The following is a 19,673-nucleotide window of genomic DNA, read 5'->3' on the forward strand; positions in this document are numbered from 1 at the left end:
TGTTAATATATAGGTATAGGCATATTTTAAGGAGGGATTTTTATGAGCATGGATTTTAACTTTTTCATGAATGATGTGGTAAATCAGGCACGTCAAGAAATCGTGTCTGCTGGGTATAAAGAACTTAAAACATCTTCGGATGTGGAAGAGGCTCTTGCACAAAAAGGAACAACTTTAGTGATGATTAATTCTGTTTGTGGCTGTGCCGGCGGTGTTGCTCGTCCAGCTGCAGCACATGCCGTTCATTATGATAAACGTCCAGATCATCTGGTTTCCGTTTTTGCAGGGCAGGATAAGGAAGCAACAGAAACAGCAAGAAGCTTCTTTACTGGTTATCCGCCATCCTCTCCATCGTTTGCCATCTTAAAAGACGGTAAGATTTGCTCGATGATTGAAAGACATCAAATTGAAGGCTTCGATCCAGCGACCGTCGTTTCTAAGCTTCAAAAGGAATTTGACCAATATTGTGAAGAAGTCTAATCTAAATACCGCGGAAAGGGTCAATCTCCCCAATGGAGCGTGATCCTTTTTGTTTTGGAAAAAATTACTTTAGAAAAACATAGGTGGATTTTTAAAAATATATTTGCATAATTATTAGTATGTGTTAAAATACATAACAGTGAATAATTATTAATAAGAAAAACTAGTAATTTTGGAAATTAGCATTAAATAACAAGAAGAATATGTGAATTTTAAAAATTCTAATTTTCAGAAAAGATATAGGGGGAAAACAAATGAAAAAGGCAGTTATTTTAGTATTAACGTTGATGATGTCTGTAGGAATATTAGCAGCATGTGGTACAGGTGAAAAAGCTAACAAAAAAAGCGGAGATAAGAAGGTACTAGTAATGGCAACTTCTGCCGACTACCCGCCGTTTGAATATGTTGAAACGAAGAAAAGTGACGAGATTATCGGGTTTGATATCGATTTGGCAAAAGCAATTGCTAAAAAGCTTGACTTAAAGTTCGAGGTAAAAGATATGGATTTTGGCGGCTTGGTCCAATCACTTAAATCGGGACAAGCTGATTTTGTCCTATCAGGGATGACACCTACTGAAAAAAGAAAGAAAAATGTTGATTTCAGTGATATCTATTATACGGCACATCACATGATTGTCTCTAAAAAAGATAGTGGGATTGAGACGATTGCCGATTTAAAAGGGAAAACAGTTGGAGTGCAGCTAGGGTCAATTCAAGAAGGAAAAGCAGAAGAGATTAATAAACAGGTACCTATAAAGATTGAAAACCGGAACCGTATTCCAGACCTTATCCAAGAAATTAAATCAGGACGTTTTGATGCGGCTATTATTGAAGACACAGTAGCCAAGGGTTATTTTGAGAAAGAAAAGGAATTTAAAGGCTTTACGATTAGTGATGATCCTGAAGAAGCGGGCTCGGCGATTGCCTTCCCGAAAAACAGTGATTTAACGGCGAAGTTCAATAAAGAGTTAAAGAAAATGAAAGAAAACGGCGAATTGCAGAAATTGGTTGTAAAATGGTTCGGTGGGGAAGAATAATTTTTGAATTACCAAGAGACGTTCGCATCTGAACGTCTCTGCCATTTTTTATTTTGATAGAAAGGACGAATGATGAATGAACTTAGATTTTACACAATTCATTCCCTCCATGCCATATATATTAAAAGGGATTTTAGTTACCCTGCAGATTGTTGTTTTAGCAGGAGTTTTGGGGTTTGTACTTGGAATTATCTTATCATTATTTAAAATAAGCTCGATTAAAATCCTCAACTGGGTTGCCGATGTTTATACTTCGATTTTCCGCGGGACACCACTCGTTTTGCAGTTAATGCTTATTTATTATGGATCGCCACAGATCATCGGTTATCAAATTGAGCCCTATACAGCAGCTATATTATCGTTTGGGCTGAATTCCGGAGCCTATATATCGGAGATTATTCGGGCAGGAATTCTGGCCGTTGATAAGGGGCAGCAGGAAGCAGCGATGGCGCTTGGTGTGCCTTACGGGAAAATGATGTGGGATATCATCCTGCCTCAAGCACTTAAAAATATCCTGCCGGCCTTAATGAATGAATTTATTTCACTTACAAAGGAATCAGCAATTGTTACCACCATCGGCGTTATGGACATTATGCGCCGTTCTTATCAAGTGGGGGCAGAGAATTACTCCTTTTTCGAGCCGTTATTAATTGCCGGCTTAATCTATTACCTGATGGTTATTACTTTAACTTTATTAGGAAAAGCGCTTGAAAGGAGAATGAGACGCAGTGATTAAGATAGAAAATTTGCATAAGAATTATGGCAAGCTCGAAGTATTAAAGGGAATCTCAACAACTATTGGAGCGGGGGAAGTTGTAGCAATTATCGGTCCATCAGGTTCAGGAAAATCAACCTTTCTTCGCTGCATGAACGTTCTTGAAAACCCGACGAGCGGGAGAATTTTGGTAAGGGATCAAGATGTTACCGATAAAAAGACGAATATCATGAAGGTCCGCCAAAATGTCGGAATGGTGTTTCAGCACTTTTATTTATTTCCGCATAAAACGGTTTTGCAAAATCTTACCTATGCTCCAATGAAGGTAAAAGGATTGTCAAAGGATCAGGCAGAGAAAATCGCCTTAGAATTGTTAGAACAAGTAGGTCTCACGGAAAAAGCAGATGAATATCCAACTAGATTGTCGGGAGGACAAAAGCAACGGGTGGCCATTGCCCGGGCATTAGCAATGCAGCCCGATGTCATGCTTTTTGATGAACCAACTTCCGCACTAGATCCTGAAATGGTTAAAGAAGTGTTAGAGGTTATGAAATCACTTGCCCATACAGGGATGACGATGGCGATTGTAACACATGAAATGGGCTTTGCCAGAGAAGTGGCAGACCGAGTCCTTTTCCTCGATGGCGGAGTGTTAGTTGAAGATGCACCGCCTGAGGAATTTTTCACCAATCCAAGGAGTCAGAGGGCACAGGAATTCTTGCAAAAAATGCTTTAATAAGGATATGCTAAAGATGGTCTTGATGACCATCTTTTTTATATTGGTTACTTTTGGGGAGATAAATAATGAAATTTCGCATTGGATATCGGACAATCAAAACGGCGGTGGGCACGGCAATTGCAATTTTACTGGCGCAGCGGCTTGGACTGCATAACTTTGCCTCCGCCGGTATTTTAACCATTTTATGTATTCAGGTTACAAAAAGGCGCTCGCTCCGAACCGCATGGGATCGATTTTTGGCCTGCGTTTTGGCGATGCCCTTTTCTGCCCTTTTTTTTGAAGGAATTGCCTATCATCCAATTGTGATCGGAGTCATGTTGGTTTTCTTTATTCCGACGATTGTCATGCTGAAGGCGAGGGATGGCGTGGTTACCAGCAGTGTCATCATCTTACATATCTATATGGCAGAGAAAATAACGTTGGATATTTTTCTAAATGAACTTGGCGTCATCACCGTAGGTATTGGGGTGGCACTTCTCATTAATCTTTATATGCCAAGCGTGGATAAGAAACTTAAGGACTATCAAGGGGAAATCGAGGAAAACTATAAAAATATTTTCTGTGAAATGGTCCGTTATTTACGTACAGGTGATAGTAATTGGGATGGGAAAGAAATTACCGAATGTACCCGATTACTTGAGGAGGCAAAAACACTAGCTTTTCAAGATGTCGAGAATCATTTTTTAAGAGAAGAGAATATTTATTTTCATTATTTTAAAATGAGGGAAAAACAGTTTGAAATTATCGAACGTGTCTTACCAATTGTCACCTCTATTACAAGGACAGTAAAGCAAGGGCATATGGTTGCTCTGTTTCTTGAGGAACTTTCTGAGAACATTCATCCTGGAAATACGGCCCATATTTATATTGAAAAATTAAGAGAAATGAAAAGAGACTTTGAAGAAATGGATCTTCCGAAAACAAGAGAAGAATTTGAAACCCGGGCGGCCTTGCTGCAATTAGTTAATGAAATGAATGACTATCTCATTATAAAAAGTTCATTTCAAGGAATAAAAACATCTATATCAGTGAATAAACAAAAGAAAATTGAAGCAAACTAGGAAAAAAAGGCAGGTGGCTGCTTTGATAAAAATCTTATCGCCAATCCTGATTGCTTTTTTCCTCTCACCACTTTGGCCATTGGGGCCAAACCCTTTGCCAGGACATCCCTTTGTTATTGTTAACAAAAGTAATAATGAACTGGCTTTTATTAATGAAAATAAAGTACAAACTGTCGTAAGTGTTGGTACAGGTAAGACACAAGAGTTAACGCCTGAAGGTCTTTTTACGATAACGGTAAAGGCAAAAGATCCTTACTTTCGAAAAGGGAATATTCCCGGAGGAGATCGAGCAAATCCACTTGGTGCCAGGTGGATTGGATTTGATGCTTTAGAAACAGATGGAAGAACGTATGGCATACATGGGACGAATCAGCCCGCCTCAATTGGAAAGTATGTTTCGCAAGGTTGCATCCGCACACAGAATGAGGTTGTTACCTCACTTTTTCCATTAATTCCTTTAGGAACAAAAGTGTTAGTTATCTCTTCAAAAAAGTCATTTGAAGCACTGGCCCAAGAAAATGGGGCAATTAAATAAAGGAAAAGGGACTGTTCGATTTGAACAGTCCCTTCCTATATGTTTTTTAAAGTAATGAACCGATTCCAATTAGAAGAGTTGAGGCAAGCATGGCGAAAAGCATTAAATAAACAATAATTTTCCTTGTCTTCTTTTTTTGCAATCTAGGTACCTCCCTTTATTTTCAATAGCTTTATTTCTATTGTACAGGGAAAAGCCCAAATGAACAACGGAACTACTAAGCAATTTAGGAAGGATTTATGAACTTTTTACCGAATAAGTTAATTGTCGAATTTATTTTTATTTTGAAAACAGAGGGGTAAAAAATGATTAAAAAGGTCGACCATATTGGAATTGCTGTTAAATCACTTGAACAAACACTTCCTTTTTATACGGAAACGCTGAATCTTCCGTTGATAGGGATTGAAGAAGTTGATAGTCAAAAGGTGAGAGTCGCTTTTTTACAAGCAGGTGAGACAAAGATTGAATTACTTGAGCCCACATCTGATGAAAGTGCGATAGCCAAATTTATTGAAAAACGCGGGGAAGGCATCCATCATGTGGCACTCGGTGTAGAATCGATTGAAGAAAGAATAATTGAAATGAATGAAAAAGGGATTCGAATGATTGATGAGCAGCCAAGACTCGGAGCGGGTGGAGCACATATTGCCTTCATGCATCCAAAATCTACGTCAGGTGTTTTGTATGAGCTTTGTGAGATGATAGGGAAGAAGGGGTAATTAGGATGGACATCTATGAAAAGATAAATGAGTTATATGATAAGCGCAGAGAGGTAGAACTCGGCGGCGGGGACGAACGCATCGAAAAACAGCATGAGAAAGGGAAACTGACTGCAAGGGAAAGGATTGAACTTCTTGTCGATAAGGGTACCTTTTTTGAATTAAATCCCTTCATTGAGCACCGCACCAATGATTTTGGTCTCGATGAACAAAAGGGGCCTGGGGATGGGGTAGTGACAGGTTATGGAAAAGTTAATGGCCGTCCCATCTATCTATTTTCGCAAGACTTTACGGTTTTTGGCGGGGCATTAGGGGAAATGCATGCGAAAAAGATTGCGAATGTCATGGATTTAGCAGCGAAAAACGGGGCACCCTTTGTTGGTCTAAACGATTCCGGCGGGGCCCGTATTCAAGAAGGTGTTGTCTCGTTAGATGGGTACGGACATATCTTTTACCGGAATGCGATTTATTCGGGTGTTATTCCGCAAATCTCTGTCATTATGGGGCCATGTGCTGGGGGGGCGGTTTATTCCCCTGCGATAACGGATTTCGTGTTTATGGTCGAGAAAACAAGCCAAATGTTTATCACAGGTCCAAAGGTCATTGAAACGGTTACGGGTGAGAAAATTAGCGCAGAAGACCTTGGTGGTGCAGATGTACATAATTCCATTAGCGGCAATGCTCATTTTCGCTCTGAAACAGAAGCGGAGGCTTTACAAAATGTTCGCAAGTTACTTGGCTATCTTCCACAAAACAATGAGGAAAAGCCACCAAGGCTTCCGGTCCAGGAAGAAGAGGATTATCGCCCGGACTTAACCGATACGATTCCATTTGATGCCGTCAGGCCGTATGATGTCCGGAAGGTCATTGAACAAGTCGCCGACACGGATTCTTTTATGGAAATTCACAAGGATTTTGCGAAAAATATTGTTGTTGGTTTTGCTAGAATCAAGGGTGAACCAGTGGGACTTGTCTGTAATCAGCCAAAGGTGATGGCGGGGGGCTTGGATATCGATTCATCGGATAAAGCAGCAAGGTTTATCCGTACTTGCGATTCCTTTAATATTCCAATCATTACGTTTGAGGATGTAACGGGATTCTTCCCAGGCGTTAAACAGGAGCACGGTGGAATCATCCGTCACGGGGCAAAGATTTTATTTGCCTATTCTGAAGCAACCGTGCCAAAATTGACAATTATTTTAAGAAAAGCCTTCGGCGGGGCCTATGTGGCGCTAAATAGCAAGTCCATTGGTGCTGATTTAGTGTTTGCCTGGCCCAATGCAGAGATTGCGGTCATGGGTCCACAAGGGGCAGCCAATATTATCTTTGCGAAGGAAATAAACAAAAGCGAAAATCCAGAACTGACCAGACAACAAAAGATTGATGAATATCGTGAAAAATTTGCCAACCCCTATGTGGCAGCAAGCAGAGGCATGGTCGATGATGTCATCGATCCTAGGGAAACAAGGATAAAAATTATTCAAGCGTTGGAAATGCTGCGAAATAAAAAAGAATCCAGACCCTATAAAAAACATGGAAATATCCCACTATAAGCTTTTAAAAAAAGGCACCTGTCCTATCATTTGATGATTGGAATAGGAAAGAGGTATACTAAAATAGTGAGTACATAACATGGGGGTTGACAAGATGGTTAATCAAGAACGTCTTTTGAATGAATTTTTAGAACTGGTACAAATTGACTCAGAAACGAAATATGAGGCTGAAATTGCGAAGGTATTAAAGCAAAAGTTTTCTGATTTAGGTCTTGATGTTTTTGAAGACGATACAATGGCTGTCACAGGTCATGGAGCCGGAAACTTAGTTTGTACACTTCCCGCAACAAAAGAGGGAGTAGATCCAATTTATTTTTCCTGCCATATGGATACTGTTACACCTGCGAAAGGCGTAAAACCATCAATTAAAGATGGCTATGTTGTGACCGATGGCACAACTATCTTAGGTGCCGATGATAAAACGGGTATTTCGGTGATGCTTGAAACCATTCGTCTGCTAAAAGAACAAAATCTTCCGCACGGCTTGATTCAATTTGTAATCTCTGTTGGCGAAGAGTCTGGTCTACATGGTGCAAAAGCATTGGATCCATCATTGCTAAAAGCAAAATATGGTTATGCCCTTGACAGTGATGGATTGGTTGGGAATGTGGTTGTCGCTGCGCCAACACAAGCAAAAGTGCTAGCCGTTATTTATGGCAAAACCGCTCATGCCGGTGTAGCGCCTGAAAAAGGAGTTTCTGCGATTACAATTGCCGCTAAATCAATTGCAAAGATGCCGCTCGGTAGAATCGATCATGAAACAACAGCAAATATTGGCCGTTTTGAAGGCGGGCAAGCAACGAATATCGTCTGCGACCGCGTTGATATTTTAGCAGAAGCCCGTTCGCTTATCCCTGAAAAAATGGAGGCACAGGTTGGCAAAATGAAAGAAGCCTTTGAAACGGTTGCGGCTGAAATGGGCGGCAGGGCAGAAGTCGATGTAGAAATCATGTATCCTGGGTTCAAATTTGGCGAAGGCGACCATGTGGTAGAAGTCGCTCGGAAGGCAGCCGTAAAAATCGGCCGCAGCTGTGAATTACAGCAAAGCGGCGGCGGCAGTGATGCCAACGTATTTAATGGGTTCAACATCCCAACGGTAAACCTTGCTGTTGGATATGAAGAAATTCATACGACAAACGAGCGGATGCCGCTTGAAGAATTATACAAGCTGGCGGAAATGACCATCGCGATCATTGACGAAGTAACAAATCAATAGTTACAGCTTGACGAAGGAGAGCCAAATGGTTCTCCTTTTGTTAGCTAATAATTTTTAAAGGTGTGTTCGGCTTGAAGGAAATGTATCCGAAAAACGGACGAGTCATTTTGCATGTGGATATGAATAGCTTTTATGCCTCGGTCGAAATGGCCTATGACCCTACTCTTAAGGGAAAACCGCTTGCGATAGCTGGAAACGTTGAGGAACGCAGAGGGATTATCGTCACCTGTAGCTATGAAGCAAGGAAGTTTGGTGTCAAAACAACGATGCCGCTATGGGAAGCAAAAAAACTTTGTCCGCAGTTAATTGTTAAATCTCCAAATTTCGAGCGTTACCGGGCCGCTTCCATTGGCATGTTTGAAATTCTTAGACAGTATACGGACTTTGTCGAGCCGGTTTCGATTGATGAGGGTTATTTGGATATAAGCGAAAGCTTTGAATTTGGTAGTCCTATAGAAATAGCTGAAAGCATTCAAAAACGAGTCTTGGAACAGCTTGATTTACCTTGCAGTATTGGCATCGCCCCGAATAAATTTTTAGCGAAAATGGCCTCTGATATGAAAAAGCCGATGGGGATTACCATCCTTCGCAAGCGCGATATTCCTACAGTTCTCTGGCCACTGAACACAAATGAGATGCATGGTGTGGGAAAAAAGACCGCGGAAAAGCTAAAGACGATTGGAATTTTTACCATCGGTGAATTAGCTAAAGGGAATGAGATTCAGCTAAAAACGCTTCTTGGTATTAATGGAGTTCGGATTAAAGAGAGGGCAAATGGAATTGATATTCGGCCTGTTGACCCGGAATCGATTGAGGAGTTTAAAAGTATTGGCAATTCGACAACCCTGCCAAGGGACGTTAGCAATCAACATGAGCTTTTCCGTGTATTAGAATCATTAGCCGAAACGGTTTCAGTTAGGCTGAAGCGGAAAAATGTTCTTGCGACGACTTTAAGCATAACGATTCGCTATAAGGACCGAAAAACGATTACAAGAAGCAAGAAACTCCCTAACCCTGTCAATCATAAAGAGGACATTGCAACGTTTGCTAAGCAGCTCTTTTTAAAATCCTGGAATGGAGATTCCGTTCGATTGTTAGGGATTACAGGCAATGATTTAGTCGATCATGAGCACGCCTACAAACAATTAGATTTGTTTTCCTATGAAAAGGATGCGAAAAAGGAACCCTTGCTTAAAACTCTTTCCAGCCTTCGTGAAAAATACGGGAAGGATATTGTTGAAAATGCCGGATCGCATAAAATTGACCCGTCGCATAATATCGGAACGGGGACGAGCTTTAATAAAGATTTTCTGCGCACCTTCCCCCATAAAAATAATGAAGAAGACTAAAACACCACTTTGCTGTATCAACAAAGTGGTGTTTTTTTAACTTTTATTACTGTCTAGCTCCAGCGCCCAGCGGCTAGTGGACTTCGCTCTTTTCCCTACGATAAGTCAACATCGAATCGCTACCGCTCTCCGTGTTTCCTTTATCTCAGTCAAAGCGCTCCAGTCCTGTCGTGCGCTAAACGGGCGCTTCTGCTTTTCTTATTTACATATATCTACTTCTAAATCTCCTACTGGCCACCAGAAGTAACCGTCTTTTTCCAAAAGCTCGTCCGCTGCTTTTGGACCCATTGTCCCGGATTGATAATTTGGAAAGCTGTCCGCCTTCGAGTTTTCCCAAACTTCCGAGATTTTATCAACAAACGCCCATGAATACGCTACTTCGTCCCAATGGGTAAAATTCGTTGCATCACCGCGCATACAATCGTAAAGGAGCTTCTCATACCCTTCAGGTGTATTCATCGCATTACTGCCTGTATTGGCAAAGCTTAACTTTACCTCCTGCGCATCTAAGTGCCCGCCGGCTTTCTTAGCGTTTAGATGCAGGGTTATGCCTTCCTCCGGTTGAATGTGGATGACAAGAAGATTAGGATTTAACATTTTTTCGGTTTGGTAATATAAATTCATAGGAATATCTTTAAATTGAACGACAATTTTTGTTGATTTGGCTGCCATTCTTTTGCCTGTTCGAATATAAAAAGGGACACCAGCCCAGCGGAAATTATCAATTTTTATTTTTCCAGCAACGAAAGTTTCTGTATTCGACTCTTTGTCCACCATTGGTTCATCACGATATTTTGGAGCCTTTTTCCCGCCTATTGTTCCCTCACCGTATTGGCCGCGAACAAAATAATCATTCACCTTGTCTCCTTCAATCGTTCGAAGCGCCCTGAACACTCTTACTTTTTCCGAACGAATTTCATCGGTTGTCAGTTTGATTGGCGGTTCCATCGCAAGTAATGCAACCATTTGCATCATATGGTTTTGGAGCATATCTCGTAATGCACCGCTTGTTTCATAATAGCGCCCTCGTTCTTCAACACCAAGCGTTTCGCTGGACGTAATTTGAATATTTGAGATGTATTTATTGTTCCAAAGCGGTTCGAAGATGGCATTGGCAAAACGAATGACTTCGATATTGCGGACCATTTCTTTTCCTAAATAGTGATCAATTCGATAAACCTCTTTTTCAGAAAACGCACTTCTAATTTGTTTGTTTAATTCTTTGGCCGATTCTAAGTCATGTCCGAACGGCTTCTCTATGACAAGCCGTTTGTATCCTTTTACTTCCGTTAGGCCATCCGATTTCAAATGTAGGGCAATAGGACCGAAAAATTCAGGAGCCATCGCCAGATAAAAGATGCGGTTGCCATCAAGTTGATAATTCTCATCAATCTGATTCGCAAATTTCCGCAGTGAGGTGTAGGAGCTTGAATCTGCAACATCATGGGCTTGATAGTAAAAATGTGAGACAAATTCATCAAGGTTTCCTTTTTCTCCGAGTGCAGACAATACGGAATCCTTAACAGATTGCTGAAAATCATCATTATCAAGGGTTCTTCTTGCCACACCAATAACGGCAAACTTCTCCAATCTTCCTCTTTCGAATAACCGGTAGAGAGACGGGAATAACTTGCGTTTTGCTAAATCGCCTGTTGCTCCAAATATCATGATTAATGAATTCATATTTTGTTCCACGGTTAATTTCCTCTTTTCTAAAAGCCTGGGTGCGTATGTAGTTTTAACAAAAAGGCTTTATCAAATATTAAATTTATCTTTTTCTAATAGGTTTCGCAAATAATTGAATTGCATGTATCAAACTATTGTCATTCCTTTTTGCCGAGAGTTATGGAGAAGCAATCAAAAAGAGTTTGTGATATATTATCCATATCGGATTATCGAACGGTTAAGAGAGGGGTTTTGATTGTGGACATATTTTTTCTAGGAACGGGTGCGGGGATGCCGGCGAAACTTCGCAATGTAACGTCAATTGCGTTGAAATTGCTGGAGGAACGGGGGGCTGTATGGTTATTCGATGCGGGTGAGGCAACTCAGCATCAAATTTTACATACATCAATCAAGCCGCGTAGGATTGAAAAAATTTTTATTACCCACCTTCACGGAGATCATATTTATGGTCTGCCAGGACTGTTATCCAGCCGTTCTTTTCAAGGCGGGGAATCAGAGGTAACGGTGTATGGGCCGAAAGGGATTAAGGAATATATTCATGTCAGCCTTTCATTAAGTCAGACCTATTTAAAATATTCATTGAAAGTTATTGAAATCGATGAGGGCGTTATTTTTGAGGATGAGCAGTTCACGGTAGAAACACGTTTGCTCGAACACGGTATCCCTTCTTACGGCTATCGGATTGTGGAAAAGGACAGGCCTGGTACATTGCTTGCTGATAAACTGAAGGAAGCAGGGGTACAGCCCGGGCCGATTTTTAAAAAAATAAAAAATGGGGAAACCGTTACTCTTGAAGATGGCAGGGTGATTGAACCAGGTGAGTTTCTTGGGCCTGTACAAAAGGGACGCATTGTCACGATTCTTGGCGATACAAGATTCTGCGAAAATGCACGAATGCTTGCAAAAAATGCCGATTATTTAGTACATGAAGCAACCTTCTCAAAAGGCGAGGAAAAGCTCGCTTTTGATTATTTTCATTCGACAACCCATCAGGCTGCCGATATTGCTTTACGAGCTGGAAGTAAGCAACTTTGCCTGACACATATAAGTTCCCGTTATGATCGAAATGACTGGCGTGAATTAGTGGAGGAAGCGAAGGAAATATTTCCGAATACAGAGATTGCGGAGGATTTTAAAGAAATTAATATCCCACTTAAATGAGAGAAGCACTCACCAGTTGTGAGTGCTTTCTTTGCCGGATATCTATATCCAGCCGCGTTTGTACTGTTCCGGTGTGTCTATGGGAACACCAAGTTCTTTGGCAGCTGTTCGCGGCCAGTATGGGTCGCGCAGTAACTCCCTGGCTAAAAAGATTAAATCCGCTCGGTCATTTTGTAAAATTTCCTCAGCCTGGATCGGAGAAGTGATTAAGCCTACGGCACCTGTTGGGATATCAGCGCCAGTTTTAATTGTTTCGGAATATTTCACCTGATAGCCTGGATAAACGTTAATACGAGCTGGTACAACGGACCCTGAGCTGACATCAATTAAATCGACACCCTGCTCCTTCATCCACTGTGCGAATACTATGTAATCTTCTGCCGTTAAGCCATCTTCATGATAATCATGAGCGGAAACCCTGACAAATAATGGACCATTCCAAACCGTTTTAACGGCATCAATCACCTCACGCAGCAAGCGATAACGATTTTCCGTAGATCCGCCGTATTCATCGTTTCGTTTATTGGAAAGCGGGGAGAGGAATTCGTTAAGCAAATATCCGTGCGCCCCGTGAATCTCAATGACATCAAAGCCAGCTTTAGCAGCACGCGCAGCGCCCTTTTTAAAGGCCTCGACCGTTTCTTCCATATCCGATTTTGTCATTTCCTTAGGTGTTTTATATTTTTCATTAAAGGCGATTGCTGTGGGGGCAATAATATCGCCTTCTAATACTGCCTTTCTGCCGGCATGGGCGAGTTGAATGCCCGTCATGGTGCCATGCTCTTTTATGAGGCCAACAAGCTCCTCGAAGCCCTCCACATGCTCATCACTCCAAATACCTAAATCCTGAGGAGAAATCCGCCCTTGAGGTGTAACTGCTGTTGCTTCAACAATAATGAGACCGACCTGACCGACGGCTCTGCTTGTGTAGTGGGTGCGATGCCAATTTTGCACATGTCCGTCTTCATTATGGCTTGAATACATACACATTGGTGCCATCACAATTCTGTTTTTTAGCGTGACTCCCTTTATCGTAAAAGGAGAAAATAATTTCGCTGTCATTTAAAGTCCTCCTTTTCTATAAGCACTTCTAGTATAGCAACCGGTATATAAATAATCTAAAATCCTGCTTTTAGTCTTTCTCACGAAGCTCGCTTAAGCGATAGGTTGTACCGCGCCAAACGATGCCCCCGCGTTTAAACGTTAGGAAACTTGCCCGTATAATGGAATAGATAAATAATAAAGCAGTAATTGGTAAAACAAGAAACAAGGCAGGCGAGAAAACTGTCATTTTCTTTATGATGATGATATAAAGAAGTCCACTAATAACAATGTTCCCTAAGCTTAGAAGGACAATTGTTTTGTCTTCGGAAAATATGGTCAGAAACGGGAGGACATTTGTGACAAAGACTCCAAAGATTGAAAAGAATACCATACTGATTCGATAATTTAATCCAGCAAATGTATTTTTCTCAAGCCCGACAAAGGCTTCTTTCAAGCTTCCATACCATTCGACTTCGATTAGCCGGAGCGCTGTGACAATTCTCTGCCGGTAGCCGGCCTTTTTCATTTTCATCCCTAGCTGTAAATCATCGTCCGGCCTCATTTTCAGTTTTTCATGCGTTCCAAACGACTCGTAGGCCTTTTTAGAAACAAGATTGAATGCGCCAATCCCAGTCCCGATTTTTGACTTTGGGTTATTAGCCATCCATGGGCGTTTAAAATAGGAAAACCCAAAAAGGAAGAAAGCGACAAATGATTTTAGCCAAAAACGGTTTGCGCTTAAATTGGGTGCAGCCGTTAAATGGTCAAGCTGATGTTTTTCAAAGTAATGGAGTGCCTTTGCAAAGGCCTCTTTCTCATATTTCACATCGGCATCTGTAAACAAAAGCCATTTCCCTAAAGCGTGACGAGTTCCCTTATACAAAGCGTGATTTTTACCTAGCCATCCAGCGGGTAATTCATTGATATGAATAACCTTTATTCGTAAGTCATCCTTCGTTAGTTCATCCATGATTTTTCCTGTTTCGTCGGTGGAACGGTCATTGACGAGAATCCATTCGACATTTTTATATGTTTGCTTCAACTGACTTAAAATACTCGCCCTGATTTGTTTTTCTTCATTGCGCGCCGCCACGATGACTGATAATAACGGCCCATGGTCTAGGCTCACTTCTTTTTCAAGTGAATCCAGTTTCCGTAAACCTATTAGTGCATCCAATAGAAAGACAATCCAGACTAGAATGCCTAAAGAAAATAAGATTGTTAGCATATACAACACTTCCCAGGCCCTTTTTCCCTAGTGTAATGGAATGAAGGTCAAACATCCACTTTAGGAAGGTTGATCGGCCGTCTCGAGCTGGGAACTTAATGCTGCCCCCATTTTTTTTGATTGGGCAGTCGCTGCTTTAATACAAGAAATGAACGCTTGCTGCACATTGTTTTCTTCAAGAACTCGAATCCCTGCCTCTGTTGTCCCGCCAGGACTTGTCACCTCTCTTCGTAATTCTTCAGAGGATTTGGAAGAGTTTTTCACCATTTCTGCTGCGCCAAGTAATGTTTGTACGATAAGTTCACTAGCCATTTGCTTTTCAAGGCCAACTTCTACCGCACTTTTTTCCATTGCTTCGATTAAATAATAGATATAGGCGGGTCCACTTCCAGATAGCCCTGTTACCGCATCAAGCTGCTCCTCCTCAACAAACCTTGCCAATCCGACCGTTCCGAATAGTTTCTTTGTTATTTCTAGCTGCTCAGTGGAGACGCGTTCATTCACTGCAATGGCAGTAGCTGATTTTCCGACCGCAGCAGACGTGTTAGGCATCGATCTTGCCAATGAAAGTGGTTTCTCCGCGAGGGTTTCAATGGTATTCATGGAAACGCCCGCGAGAACGGAAACAATCAGCATTTGCTTAGTTAAGTAATCACGGATGGATTGAATGGCTGTTGCGGCATCTTTTGGCTTCATTGCTAACATGACAATGTCAGCACCTTCAAAAAAAGCATTCGAATCATACGTACTCTGGACGCCATAACGTTCCTCCAAGTTATTTAACCTTTGTTGATTTGCATTATTTGTCACCCAAATATTTTTTCTATCAATTAAATCATTTTCAAGAATTCCTGAAATGAATGCTTCAGCCATCGACCCTGCACCAATAATTGCAATTTTTTTCATGGAAAATCCCCCTTTTTTCCTCTTTTAAAATACAAAAAGACCCCTCATCCATAAAGGACGAAAGGTCTAGCTTCCGCGGTACCACCTTCATTTACCCTAATTGAATAGATGTTCAATTCGGGTTCACTCGACTCCGATAACGCCGGATATGCGTTAGGTTTTCCTAAATGCTCATAAGGTAGGTTCAATGATTAAGAGGGCGGTGAAGTCTTTCAGCCGTCGAACTTCACTCTCTTTCGCCATTTCTCATTTACTGGCCTTATTCATCGCTTTCAACAAATTAAATTTTAATTGTGATTATGCTTGAATTAGGGCCTGTCTGTCAAGTGAAATATATTTTGAATTTTTTACTTTTTCCGAAAAGTTATGTAGAAATAATGACATTCGGCGAAAAAACCGCTACACTTTAATCTATATATTACTTGTCACAGAATGTTCAAATCTTATTATTTTTAATCTTTATCTAACAATAATATTAAGGAGTTTTTTAAATGACAGAATGGAAAGACGGAATTGCCAAGATTACCTTACCGACTCCTTTTCCGGTCGGAGATGTTAATGCCTATTTGATTAAAGGGGAGCGATTAACACTCGTCGACGCGGGGGTGAATACGGAAGAGTCTTGGAATTCACTTACGGCTCAAATGGATGATTTAAACTTGAGTCCCAACGATATTGAACAGGTGGTCCTTACTCACCATCACCCAGACCATGCCGGGATGCTTGACTTTTTCCCGGATTCATTAGAGGTGTATGGTCATCCGTTGAATGAACGCTGGATTCGCCCAACGGAGGCTTTTCTTCAAGAACAAGAGGATTTTTTTCGTTTGTATTTCCAAGAGTTTGGTCTGCCAAAGGAATTTTTCCCGTTCCTTTCTGAGTTAAGAAAAACGCTGAAGTATTCGTGTAATCGCTCGCTGACGGGACATCTTGTTGAGGGGATGAGGCCGCTTGGGCTTAATGACTGGCAGGTAATTGAAACACCTGGTCATGCTCAAAGTCAAATCGCGCTTTTTCGAGAAAAGGATGGAGTTTTAATTGGCGGCGACTTAATCTTAGCTCATATTTCTCCGAATCCCTTGCTCGAGCCGCCTGCGCCCGGTGAAACGGAAAGGCCGAAGCCGCAGCTTCAGCATAATGACTCGATGAAGAAGCTATTGTCGTACCCAATTCAATATGTCTACACTGGTCATGGGGAGGAAGTCCACCAGCTGGAAGAGCTGATTGAAAAAAGACTAACGCGGCAGCATGAGCGGGCAATGACGGTTAATAACTGGCTGAAACAAGAGAAGCTCACCGTTTTTGAAATCTGCCAGCGGCTTTTTCCATCTGTCTATCAGCGGGAACCGATATTAACCATATCGGAAACTGTGGCCCAGCTTGACTATTTATCCTCTATCGGAGAGATTATTAGTAATGATAGTCTGCCCGTTCTTTATCAAGCTACGAGGTAAGATGAATGGGACCAACTCGGATGAGGTGTTATGATGGTTAGGGAACATTTAAAAGGTAAAAATATTGTGATTACTGGTGCCTCCGGCGGAATTGGGGCAGAAATTGCCAAGCTTTGCGCCGCAAGTGGTGCCAATCTTGTCTTGCTTGCTCGAAGCATTGATAAGCTTGAGCAGCTGCAATCGGAACTGATGCAAAAATATCAGGTGAAAGTGGATGTTTTCCAGCTTGATGTGTCAAACACAGATCAGGTACAGGTAGTTTTTCGGCAGATTTTTGAAAAAGTTAGGGACATTGATATCCTTGTCAATAATGCCGGCTTTGGGGTGTTTCGCGAAGCCCATGAAGCCACGATAGATGAAATTAAAGGGATGTTTGAGGTGAATGTGGTAGGGCTAATGGCATGCACCAGTATGGTCTTGCCAAAGATGCGCGCCCGGCGTTATGGCCATATTATTAATATTGCCTCCCAGGCAGGTAAAATCGCCACGCCCAAATCCAGTGTTTATTCAGCTACAAAGCATGCCGTTCTTGGTTACACGAATTCGCTGAGAATGGAACTTGCTGATTACAATGTCCAGGTGACAGCAGTGAACCCAGGACCAATTGCCACCAACTTTTTTAACATTGCCGATGAACAAGGTACTTATGTGAAAAATGTCCAACGGTTTATGCTCCAGCCTGAATATGTTGCCGGGAAAATTGTTGACAGCATGCTGACGAAAACCAGGGAGATTAATCTTCCGCGCTGGATGAACATGGGGAGCGTTGTGTATGTCCTTTTTCCACGACTGTTTGAGCGGATTGGAAAGCGGGCGTTTAATAAGAAATAGAGGCAAAGACCGCCAATGAGGACAGAATTCTAGGTTTCATCACCGTTTTCGTCCTCATAGGCTCTCCATGAGGACAGAGTTCTAGGATTTATCACGATTTTTGTCCTCATGGACCCTTCATGAGGACAATATTCATGGTTTCATCACCGTTTTCGTCCTCATAAACCTCTTATAAGGACGTTTTTTTATTTCATCTCCAGTTCTAGCTCCCTAAATCTTTATGACAATCGTTTTTATTATGATTTATAAATCTAAGAACCTAAGTATGGGAAAAATTTCACCCTGTTAAAAACTCATACACCGTATCATTTACAACCTCAAATAAATCCGCCGTAGGTTCTTCCTCTTTTATTTGAAAAATCCGTTTTGTCAGCTCCTCCAAATCCTTATCACCAATTGGCATGGACTCAGCCTCATAATACTGTTTTAAACAGTTCAAGATCATTTTGTTGATCAGCTTCTTTTCCATACGAGTACACCTCACCAATCATTATACCGCTTTTAGCCTAAATCTCCATATTGGAAACCCGCCAAAAAATTTCCATTGAATACGAACGAATATTCGCTTAAGATATGAGTATAATGATAAAGAACTTATGTTCGATATTTGGAAAGTGGAGGAAAAGTCATGGTCGATTACAGCGCATTACCGAAAAATAAAATTTTATGCGTGGACATGAAGAGCTTCTATGCAAGTTGTGCCGCTGTCATACTCGGACTCGACCCTTTGAATTGCTATTTGGCGGTGGCGGGCAACAAGGAGCGGCAGGGAAGTGTCGTGCTAGCCGCTTCTCCACGTTTGAAAAAGGAATTTGGGATCAAAACCGGCTCACGGCTGTTTGAGATTCCCAATGACCCGAGGATTCAAGTTGTTGAGCCAAAAATGGCCACGTATTTACGGATTGCAACAGAAATTTCGCGTGTGTTTAACCGCTATGTGCCAAAAGAAGCCATTCATGTCTATAGTGTCGATGAAAGCTTTATTAAAGTGGATGGTGCCTTTCATTTGTGGGGTGATGCCCATACGATTGCCGAAAAAATACGGGCTGATATTAAGCGGGAATTCCAGCTTCCATGTGCGGCTGGGATTGGCCCCAATATGTTACTGGCGAAGCTTTGCCTTGACCTTGATGCAAAGAAAAAAGGAGTGGCGGAATGGACGTATGAAGATGTTCAGACGAAGCTTTGGAACGTATCACCACTTAGAGAAATGTGGGGAATCGGCAGACGTGTTGAAAAGACATTAAATGGCATGGGAATTTTCACGGTTGGTCAGCTGGCCCGTTATGATTTAGAAAAGCTGGAAAAGAAATTCGGAATTATGGGGAATCAGCTTTATCATCATGCGTGGGGGGTGGATCTGTCTGATTTGGGTGCACCACTTATCGAGGGACAAATCAGCTTTGGAAAAAGCCAAATTCTTTTAAGAGATTATAAGGAGGAATCAGAAATTAAGGCGGTCATTTTAGAAATGTGTGAAGAAGTAGCCCGTAGAACAAGGACGCACCGGAAGGCAGGGAGAACAATCAGTCTCGGAGTCGGCTACAGCCAAGATGAATTTGGCGGCGGCTTTCATCGTTCCAGAACGATTCAACAGCCAACGAATGTGACGATGGATCTTTACCGTGTCTGCCTTGAATTATTTCATGAGCACTATAACGGAAAGACGGTAAGGCAAATTTCGCTTGCCATCGGAAATATTGTCGACGACCGCGAGCTTCAGCTCGACCTTTTCGACAGGGGTGCCTATAAAAGACGGGAGCTGGGCTATGTCGTTGATTCTGTTCGCAGGCGCTACGGCTCGGGTTCTCTATTACGTGCCGTTTCTTATACGGCTGCCGGAACGGCTAAGCACCGGGCAACACTCGTTGGAGGACATAAAATGTAATAAGAAAAGCGGAAGCGCCCGTTTAGCGGCGTATGGACTGGAGCGCTTTGACTGAGATAAAGGAAACACGG

At 41.8% G+C, this 19,673-nt stretch carries 20 protein-coding genes; 14 read left to right on the forward strand and 6 right to left on the reverse strand.

What is annotated here, in order from left to right:
- Positions 1-42 precede the first annotated feature (42 nt).
- The 6 genes from BSO02S_RS00375 (at position 43) to BSO02S_RS00400 (ending at position 4,567) form a co-directional block, all read left to right on the forward strand.
- A complete protein-coding gene (locus tag BSO02S_RS00375) occupies positions 43-480 on the forward strand; it encodes a BrxA/BrxB family bacilliredoxin (RefSeq protein WP_066060727.1) in 438 nt (145 codons plus the stop codon).
- A 254-nt stretch (positions 481-734) separates the two neighbouring features.
- Positions 735-1,517, forward strand: a complete 783-nt coding sequence (locus tag BSO02S_RS00380; RefSeq protein WP_066060729.1) for a transporter substrate-binding domain-containing protein — start codon at positions 735-737, stop codon at positions 1,515-1,517.
- A gap of 76 nt (positions 1,518-1,593) precedes the next feature.
- Positions 1,594-2,253 carry an amino acid ABC transporter permease gene (locus BSO02S_RS00385; protein ID WP_066060732.1) on the forward strand — a complete coding sequence of 220 codons (660 nt, stop codon included), beginning with the start codon at positions 1,594-1,596 and terminating at the stop codon, positions 2,251-2,253.
- Positions 2,246-2,968 carry an amino acid ABC transporter ATP-binding protein gene (locus BSO02S_RS00390; protein WP_066060734.1) on the forward strand — a complete coding sequence of 241 codons (723 nt, stop codon included), beginning with the start codon at positions 2,246-2,248 and terminating at the stop codon, positions 2,966-2,968. Before BSO02S_RS00385 ends, BSO02S_RS00390 begins: the two co-directional genes overlap by 8 nt.
- Before the next feature lie 68 nt (positions 2,969-3,036).
- Positions 3,037-4,032, forward strand: coding sequence for an aromatic acid exporter family protein (locus tag BSO02S_RS00395; RefSeq protein ID WP_066060736.1), 996 nt, complete (start codon positions 3,037-3,039; stop codon positions 4,030-4,032).
- A 22-nt stretch (positions 4,033-4,054) separates the two neighbouring features.
- Positions 4,055-4,567 (forward strand): L,D-transpeptidase, encoded by a 513-nt coding sequence (locus BSO02S_RS00400; RefSeq protein ID WP_066060740.1) that lies wholly within the window; start codon positions 4,055-4,057, stop codon positions 4,565-4,567.
- 46 nt (positions 4,568-4,613) lie between these two features.
- Here BSO02S_RS00400 and prli42 read toward each other — a convergent pair whose 3' ends face one another.
- Complete coding sequence (gene prli42 / locus BSO02S_RS26770) at positions 4,614-4,709, reverse strand: stressosome-associated protein Prli42 (protein WP_152681152.1); 96 nt, start codon at positions 4,707-4,709, stop codon at positions 4,614-4,616.
- A 163-nt stretch (positions 4,710-4,872) separates the two neighbouring features.
- Here prli42 and mce point away from each other — a divergent pair, with 163 nt between their 5' ends.
- The 4 genes from mce to BSO02S_RS00420 all read left to right on the forward strand — a co-directional run bounded on the left by mce (position 4,873) and on the right by BSO02S_RS00420 (position 9,404).
- A complete protein-coding gene (gene mce / locus BSO02S_RS00405; RefSeq protein WP_066060742.1) occupies positions 4,873-5,286 on the forward strand; it encodes a methylmalonyl-CoA epimerase in 414 nt (137 codons plus the stop codon).
- 5 nt (positions 5,287-5,291) lie between these two features.
- The gene (locus tag BSO02S_RS00410; RefSeq protein WP_066060745.1) at positions 5,292-6,839 is read left to right on the forward strand and encodes an acyl-CoA carboxylase subunit beta; all 1,548 of its coding nucleotides are present in this window, start codon (positions 5,292-5,294) and stop codon (positions 6,837-6,839) included.
- A gap of 94 nt (positions 6,840-6,933) precedes the next feature.
- Positions 6,934-8,055: a tripeptidase T gene (locus BSO02S_RS00415; protein WP_066060747.1), complete on the forward strand. Its 1,122-nt coding sequence runs from the start codon at positions 6,934-6,936 to the stop codon at positions 8,053-8,055.
- A 71-nt stretch (positions 8,056-8,126) separates the two neighbouring features.
- Positions 8,127-9,404 (forward strand): DNA polymerase IV, encoded by a 1,278-nt coding sequence (locus tag BSO02S_RS00420; protein WP_066060749.1) that lies wholly within the window; start codon positions 8,127-8,129, stop codon positions 9,402-9,404.
- A gap of 198 nt (positions 9,405-9,602) precedes the next feature.
- Here the strand turns inward: BSO02S_RS00420 and zwf are convergent, their stop codons facing one another.
- Positions 9,603-11,072 (reverse strand): glucose-6-phosphate dehydrogenase, encoded by a 1,470-nt coding sequence (gene zwf / locus BSO02S_RS00425; RefSeq protein ID WP_066060772.1) that lies wholly within the window; start codon positions 11,070-11,072, stop codon positions 9,603-9,605.
- 255 nt (positions 11,073-11,327) lie between these two features.
- Between zwf and rnz the strand changes: the two genes are divergently transcribed.
- Positions 11,328-12,251 (forward strand): ribonuclease Z, encoded by a 924-nt coding sequence (gene rnz / locus BSO02S_RS00430; protein ID WP_066060751.1) that lies wholly within the window; start codon positions 11,328-11,330, stop codon positions 12,249-12,251.
- Between the two features lie 42 nt (positions 12,252-12,293).
- Here the strand turns inward: rnz and namA are convergent, their stop codons facing one another.
- From namA to proC, 3 genes are all read right to left on the reverse strand, one after another.
- On the reverse strand, positions 12,294-13,313 hold the full coding sequence (namA, locus tag BSO02S_RS00435; RefSeq protein ID WP_066060753.1) for an NADPH dehydrogenase NamA: 1,020 nt from the start codon (positions 13,311-13,313) through the stop codon (positions 12,294-12,296).
- A gap of 70 nt (positions 13,314-13,383) precedes the next feature.
- A complete protein-coding gene (locus tag BSO02S_RS00440) occupies positions 13,384-14,523 on the reverse strand; it encodes a glycosyltransferase family 2 protein (RefSeq protein WP_066060757.1) in 1,140 nt (379 codons plus the stop codon).
- 60 nt (positions 14,524-14,583) lie between these two features.
- Positions 14,584-15,429, reverse strand: a complete 846-nt coding sequence (gene proC, locus BSO02S_RS00445; protein ID WP_066060759.1) for a pyrroline-5-carboxylate reductase — start codon at positions 15,427-15,429, stop codon at positions 14,584-14,586.
- A gap of 491 nt (positions 15,430-15,920) precedes the next feature.
- On the opposite strand from proC, the gene BSO02S_RS00450 reads away from it, so the two are divergent.
- Both BSO02S_RS00450 and BSO02S_RS00455 read left to right on the forward strand, forming a co-directional pair.
- Positions 15,921-16,883, forward strand: coding sequence for an MBL fold metallo-hydrolase (locus tag BSO02S_RS00450; protein WP_066060762.1), 963 nt, complete (start codon positions 15,921-15,923; stop codon positions 16,881-16,883).
- Positions 16,884-16,916: 33 nt separating this feature from the next.
- On the forward strand, positions 16,917-17,714 hold the full coding sequence (locus BSO02S_RS00455) for an SDR family NAD(P)-dependent oxidoreductase (RefSeq protein WP_066060764.1): 798 nt from the start codon (positions 16,917-16,919) through the stop codon (positions 17,712-17,714).
- Between the two features lie 277 nt (positions 17,715-17,991).
- On the opposite strand, the gene BSO02S_RS00460 is transcribed toward BSO02S_RS00455, so the two are convergent.
- Positions 17,992-18,183, reverse strand: coding sequence for a YqzH family protein (locus BSO02S_RS00460; protein WP_066060766.1), 192 nt, complete (start codon positions 18,181-18,183; stop codon positions 17,992-17,994).
- A 159-nt stretch (positions 18,184-18,342) separates the two neighbouring features.
- Between BSO02S_RS00460 and BSO02S_RS00465 the strand changes: the two genes are divergently transcribed.
- Positions 18,343-19,602: a Y-family DNA polymerase gene (locus tag BSO02S_RS00465; protein WP_066060768.1), complete on the forward strand. Its 1,260-nt coding sequence runs from the start codon at positions 18,343-18,345 to the stop codon at positions 19,600-19,602.
- Positions 19,603-19,673 lie beyond the last annotated feature (71 nt).

This window comes from Neobacillus soli NBRC 102451, assembly GCF_001591665.1.
Lineage (GTDB): Bacteria > Bacillota > Bacilli > Bacillales > Cytobacillaceae > Neobacillus > Neobacillus soli.

Bases quoted from the DNA above. Each gene is read 5' to 3' on its own strand.
- BSO02S_RS00375 (WP_066060727.1), top strand. From the start codon at position 43: ATGAGCATGGATTTTAACTTTTTCATGAATGATGTGGTAAATCAGGCA.
- BSO02S_RS00415 (WP_066060747.1), top strand. From the start codon at position 6,934: ATGGTTAATCAAGAACGTCTTTTGAATGAATTTTTAGAACTGGTACAA.
- BSO02S_RS00460 (WP_066060766.1), bottom strand. From the start codon at position 18,183: ATGGAAAAGAAGCTGATCAACAAAATGATCTTGAACTGTTTAAAACAG.
- proC (WP_066060759.1), bottom strand. From the start codon at position 15,429: ATGAAAAAAATTGCAATTATTGGTGCAGGGTCGATGGCTGAAGCATTC.
- BSO02S_RS00410 (WP_066060745.1), top strand. From the start codon at position 5,292: ATGGACATCTATGAAAAGATAAATGAGTTATATGATAAGCGCAGAGAG.
- BSO02S_RS00465 (WP_066060768.1), top strand. From the start codon at position 18,343: ATGGTCGATTACAGCGCATTACCGAAAAATAAAATTTTATGCGTGGAC.
- BSO02S_RS00395 (WP_066060736.1), top strand. From the start codon at position 3,037: ATGAAATTTCGCATTGGATATCGGACAATCAAAACGGCGGTGGGCACG.
- BSO02S_RS00450 (WP_066060762.1), top strand. From the start codon at position 15,921: ATGACAGAATGGAAAGACGGAATTGCCAAGATTACCTTACCGACTCCT.
- BSO02S_RS00380 (WP_066060729.1), top strand. From the start codon at position 735: ATGAAAAAGGCAGTTATTTTAGTATTAACGTTGATGATGTCTGTAGGA.
- BSO02S_RS00440 (WP_066060757.1), bottom strand. From the start codon at position 14,523: ATGCTAACAATCTTATTTTCTTTAGGCATTCTAGTCTGGATTGTCTTT.
- BSO02S_RS00455 (WP_066060764.1), top strand. From the start codon at position 16,917: ATGGTTAGGGAACATTTAAAAGGTAAAAATATTGTGATTACTGGTGCC.
- BSO02S_RS00385 (WP_066060732.1), top strand. From the start codon at position 1,594: ATGAACTTAGATTTTACACAATTCATTCCCTCCATGCCATATATATTA.
- mce (WP_066060742.1), top strand. From the start codon at position 4,873: ATGATTAAAAAGGTCGACCATATTGGAATTGCTGTTAAATCACTTGAA.
- zwf (WP_066060772.1), bottom strand. From the start codon at position 11,072: ATGATATTTGGAGCAACAGGCGATTTAGCAAAACGCAAGTTATTCCCG.
- namA (WP_066060753.1), bottom strand. From the start codon at position 13,313: ATGACAGCGAAATTATTTTCTCCTTTTACGATAAAGGGAGTCACGCTA.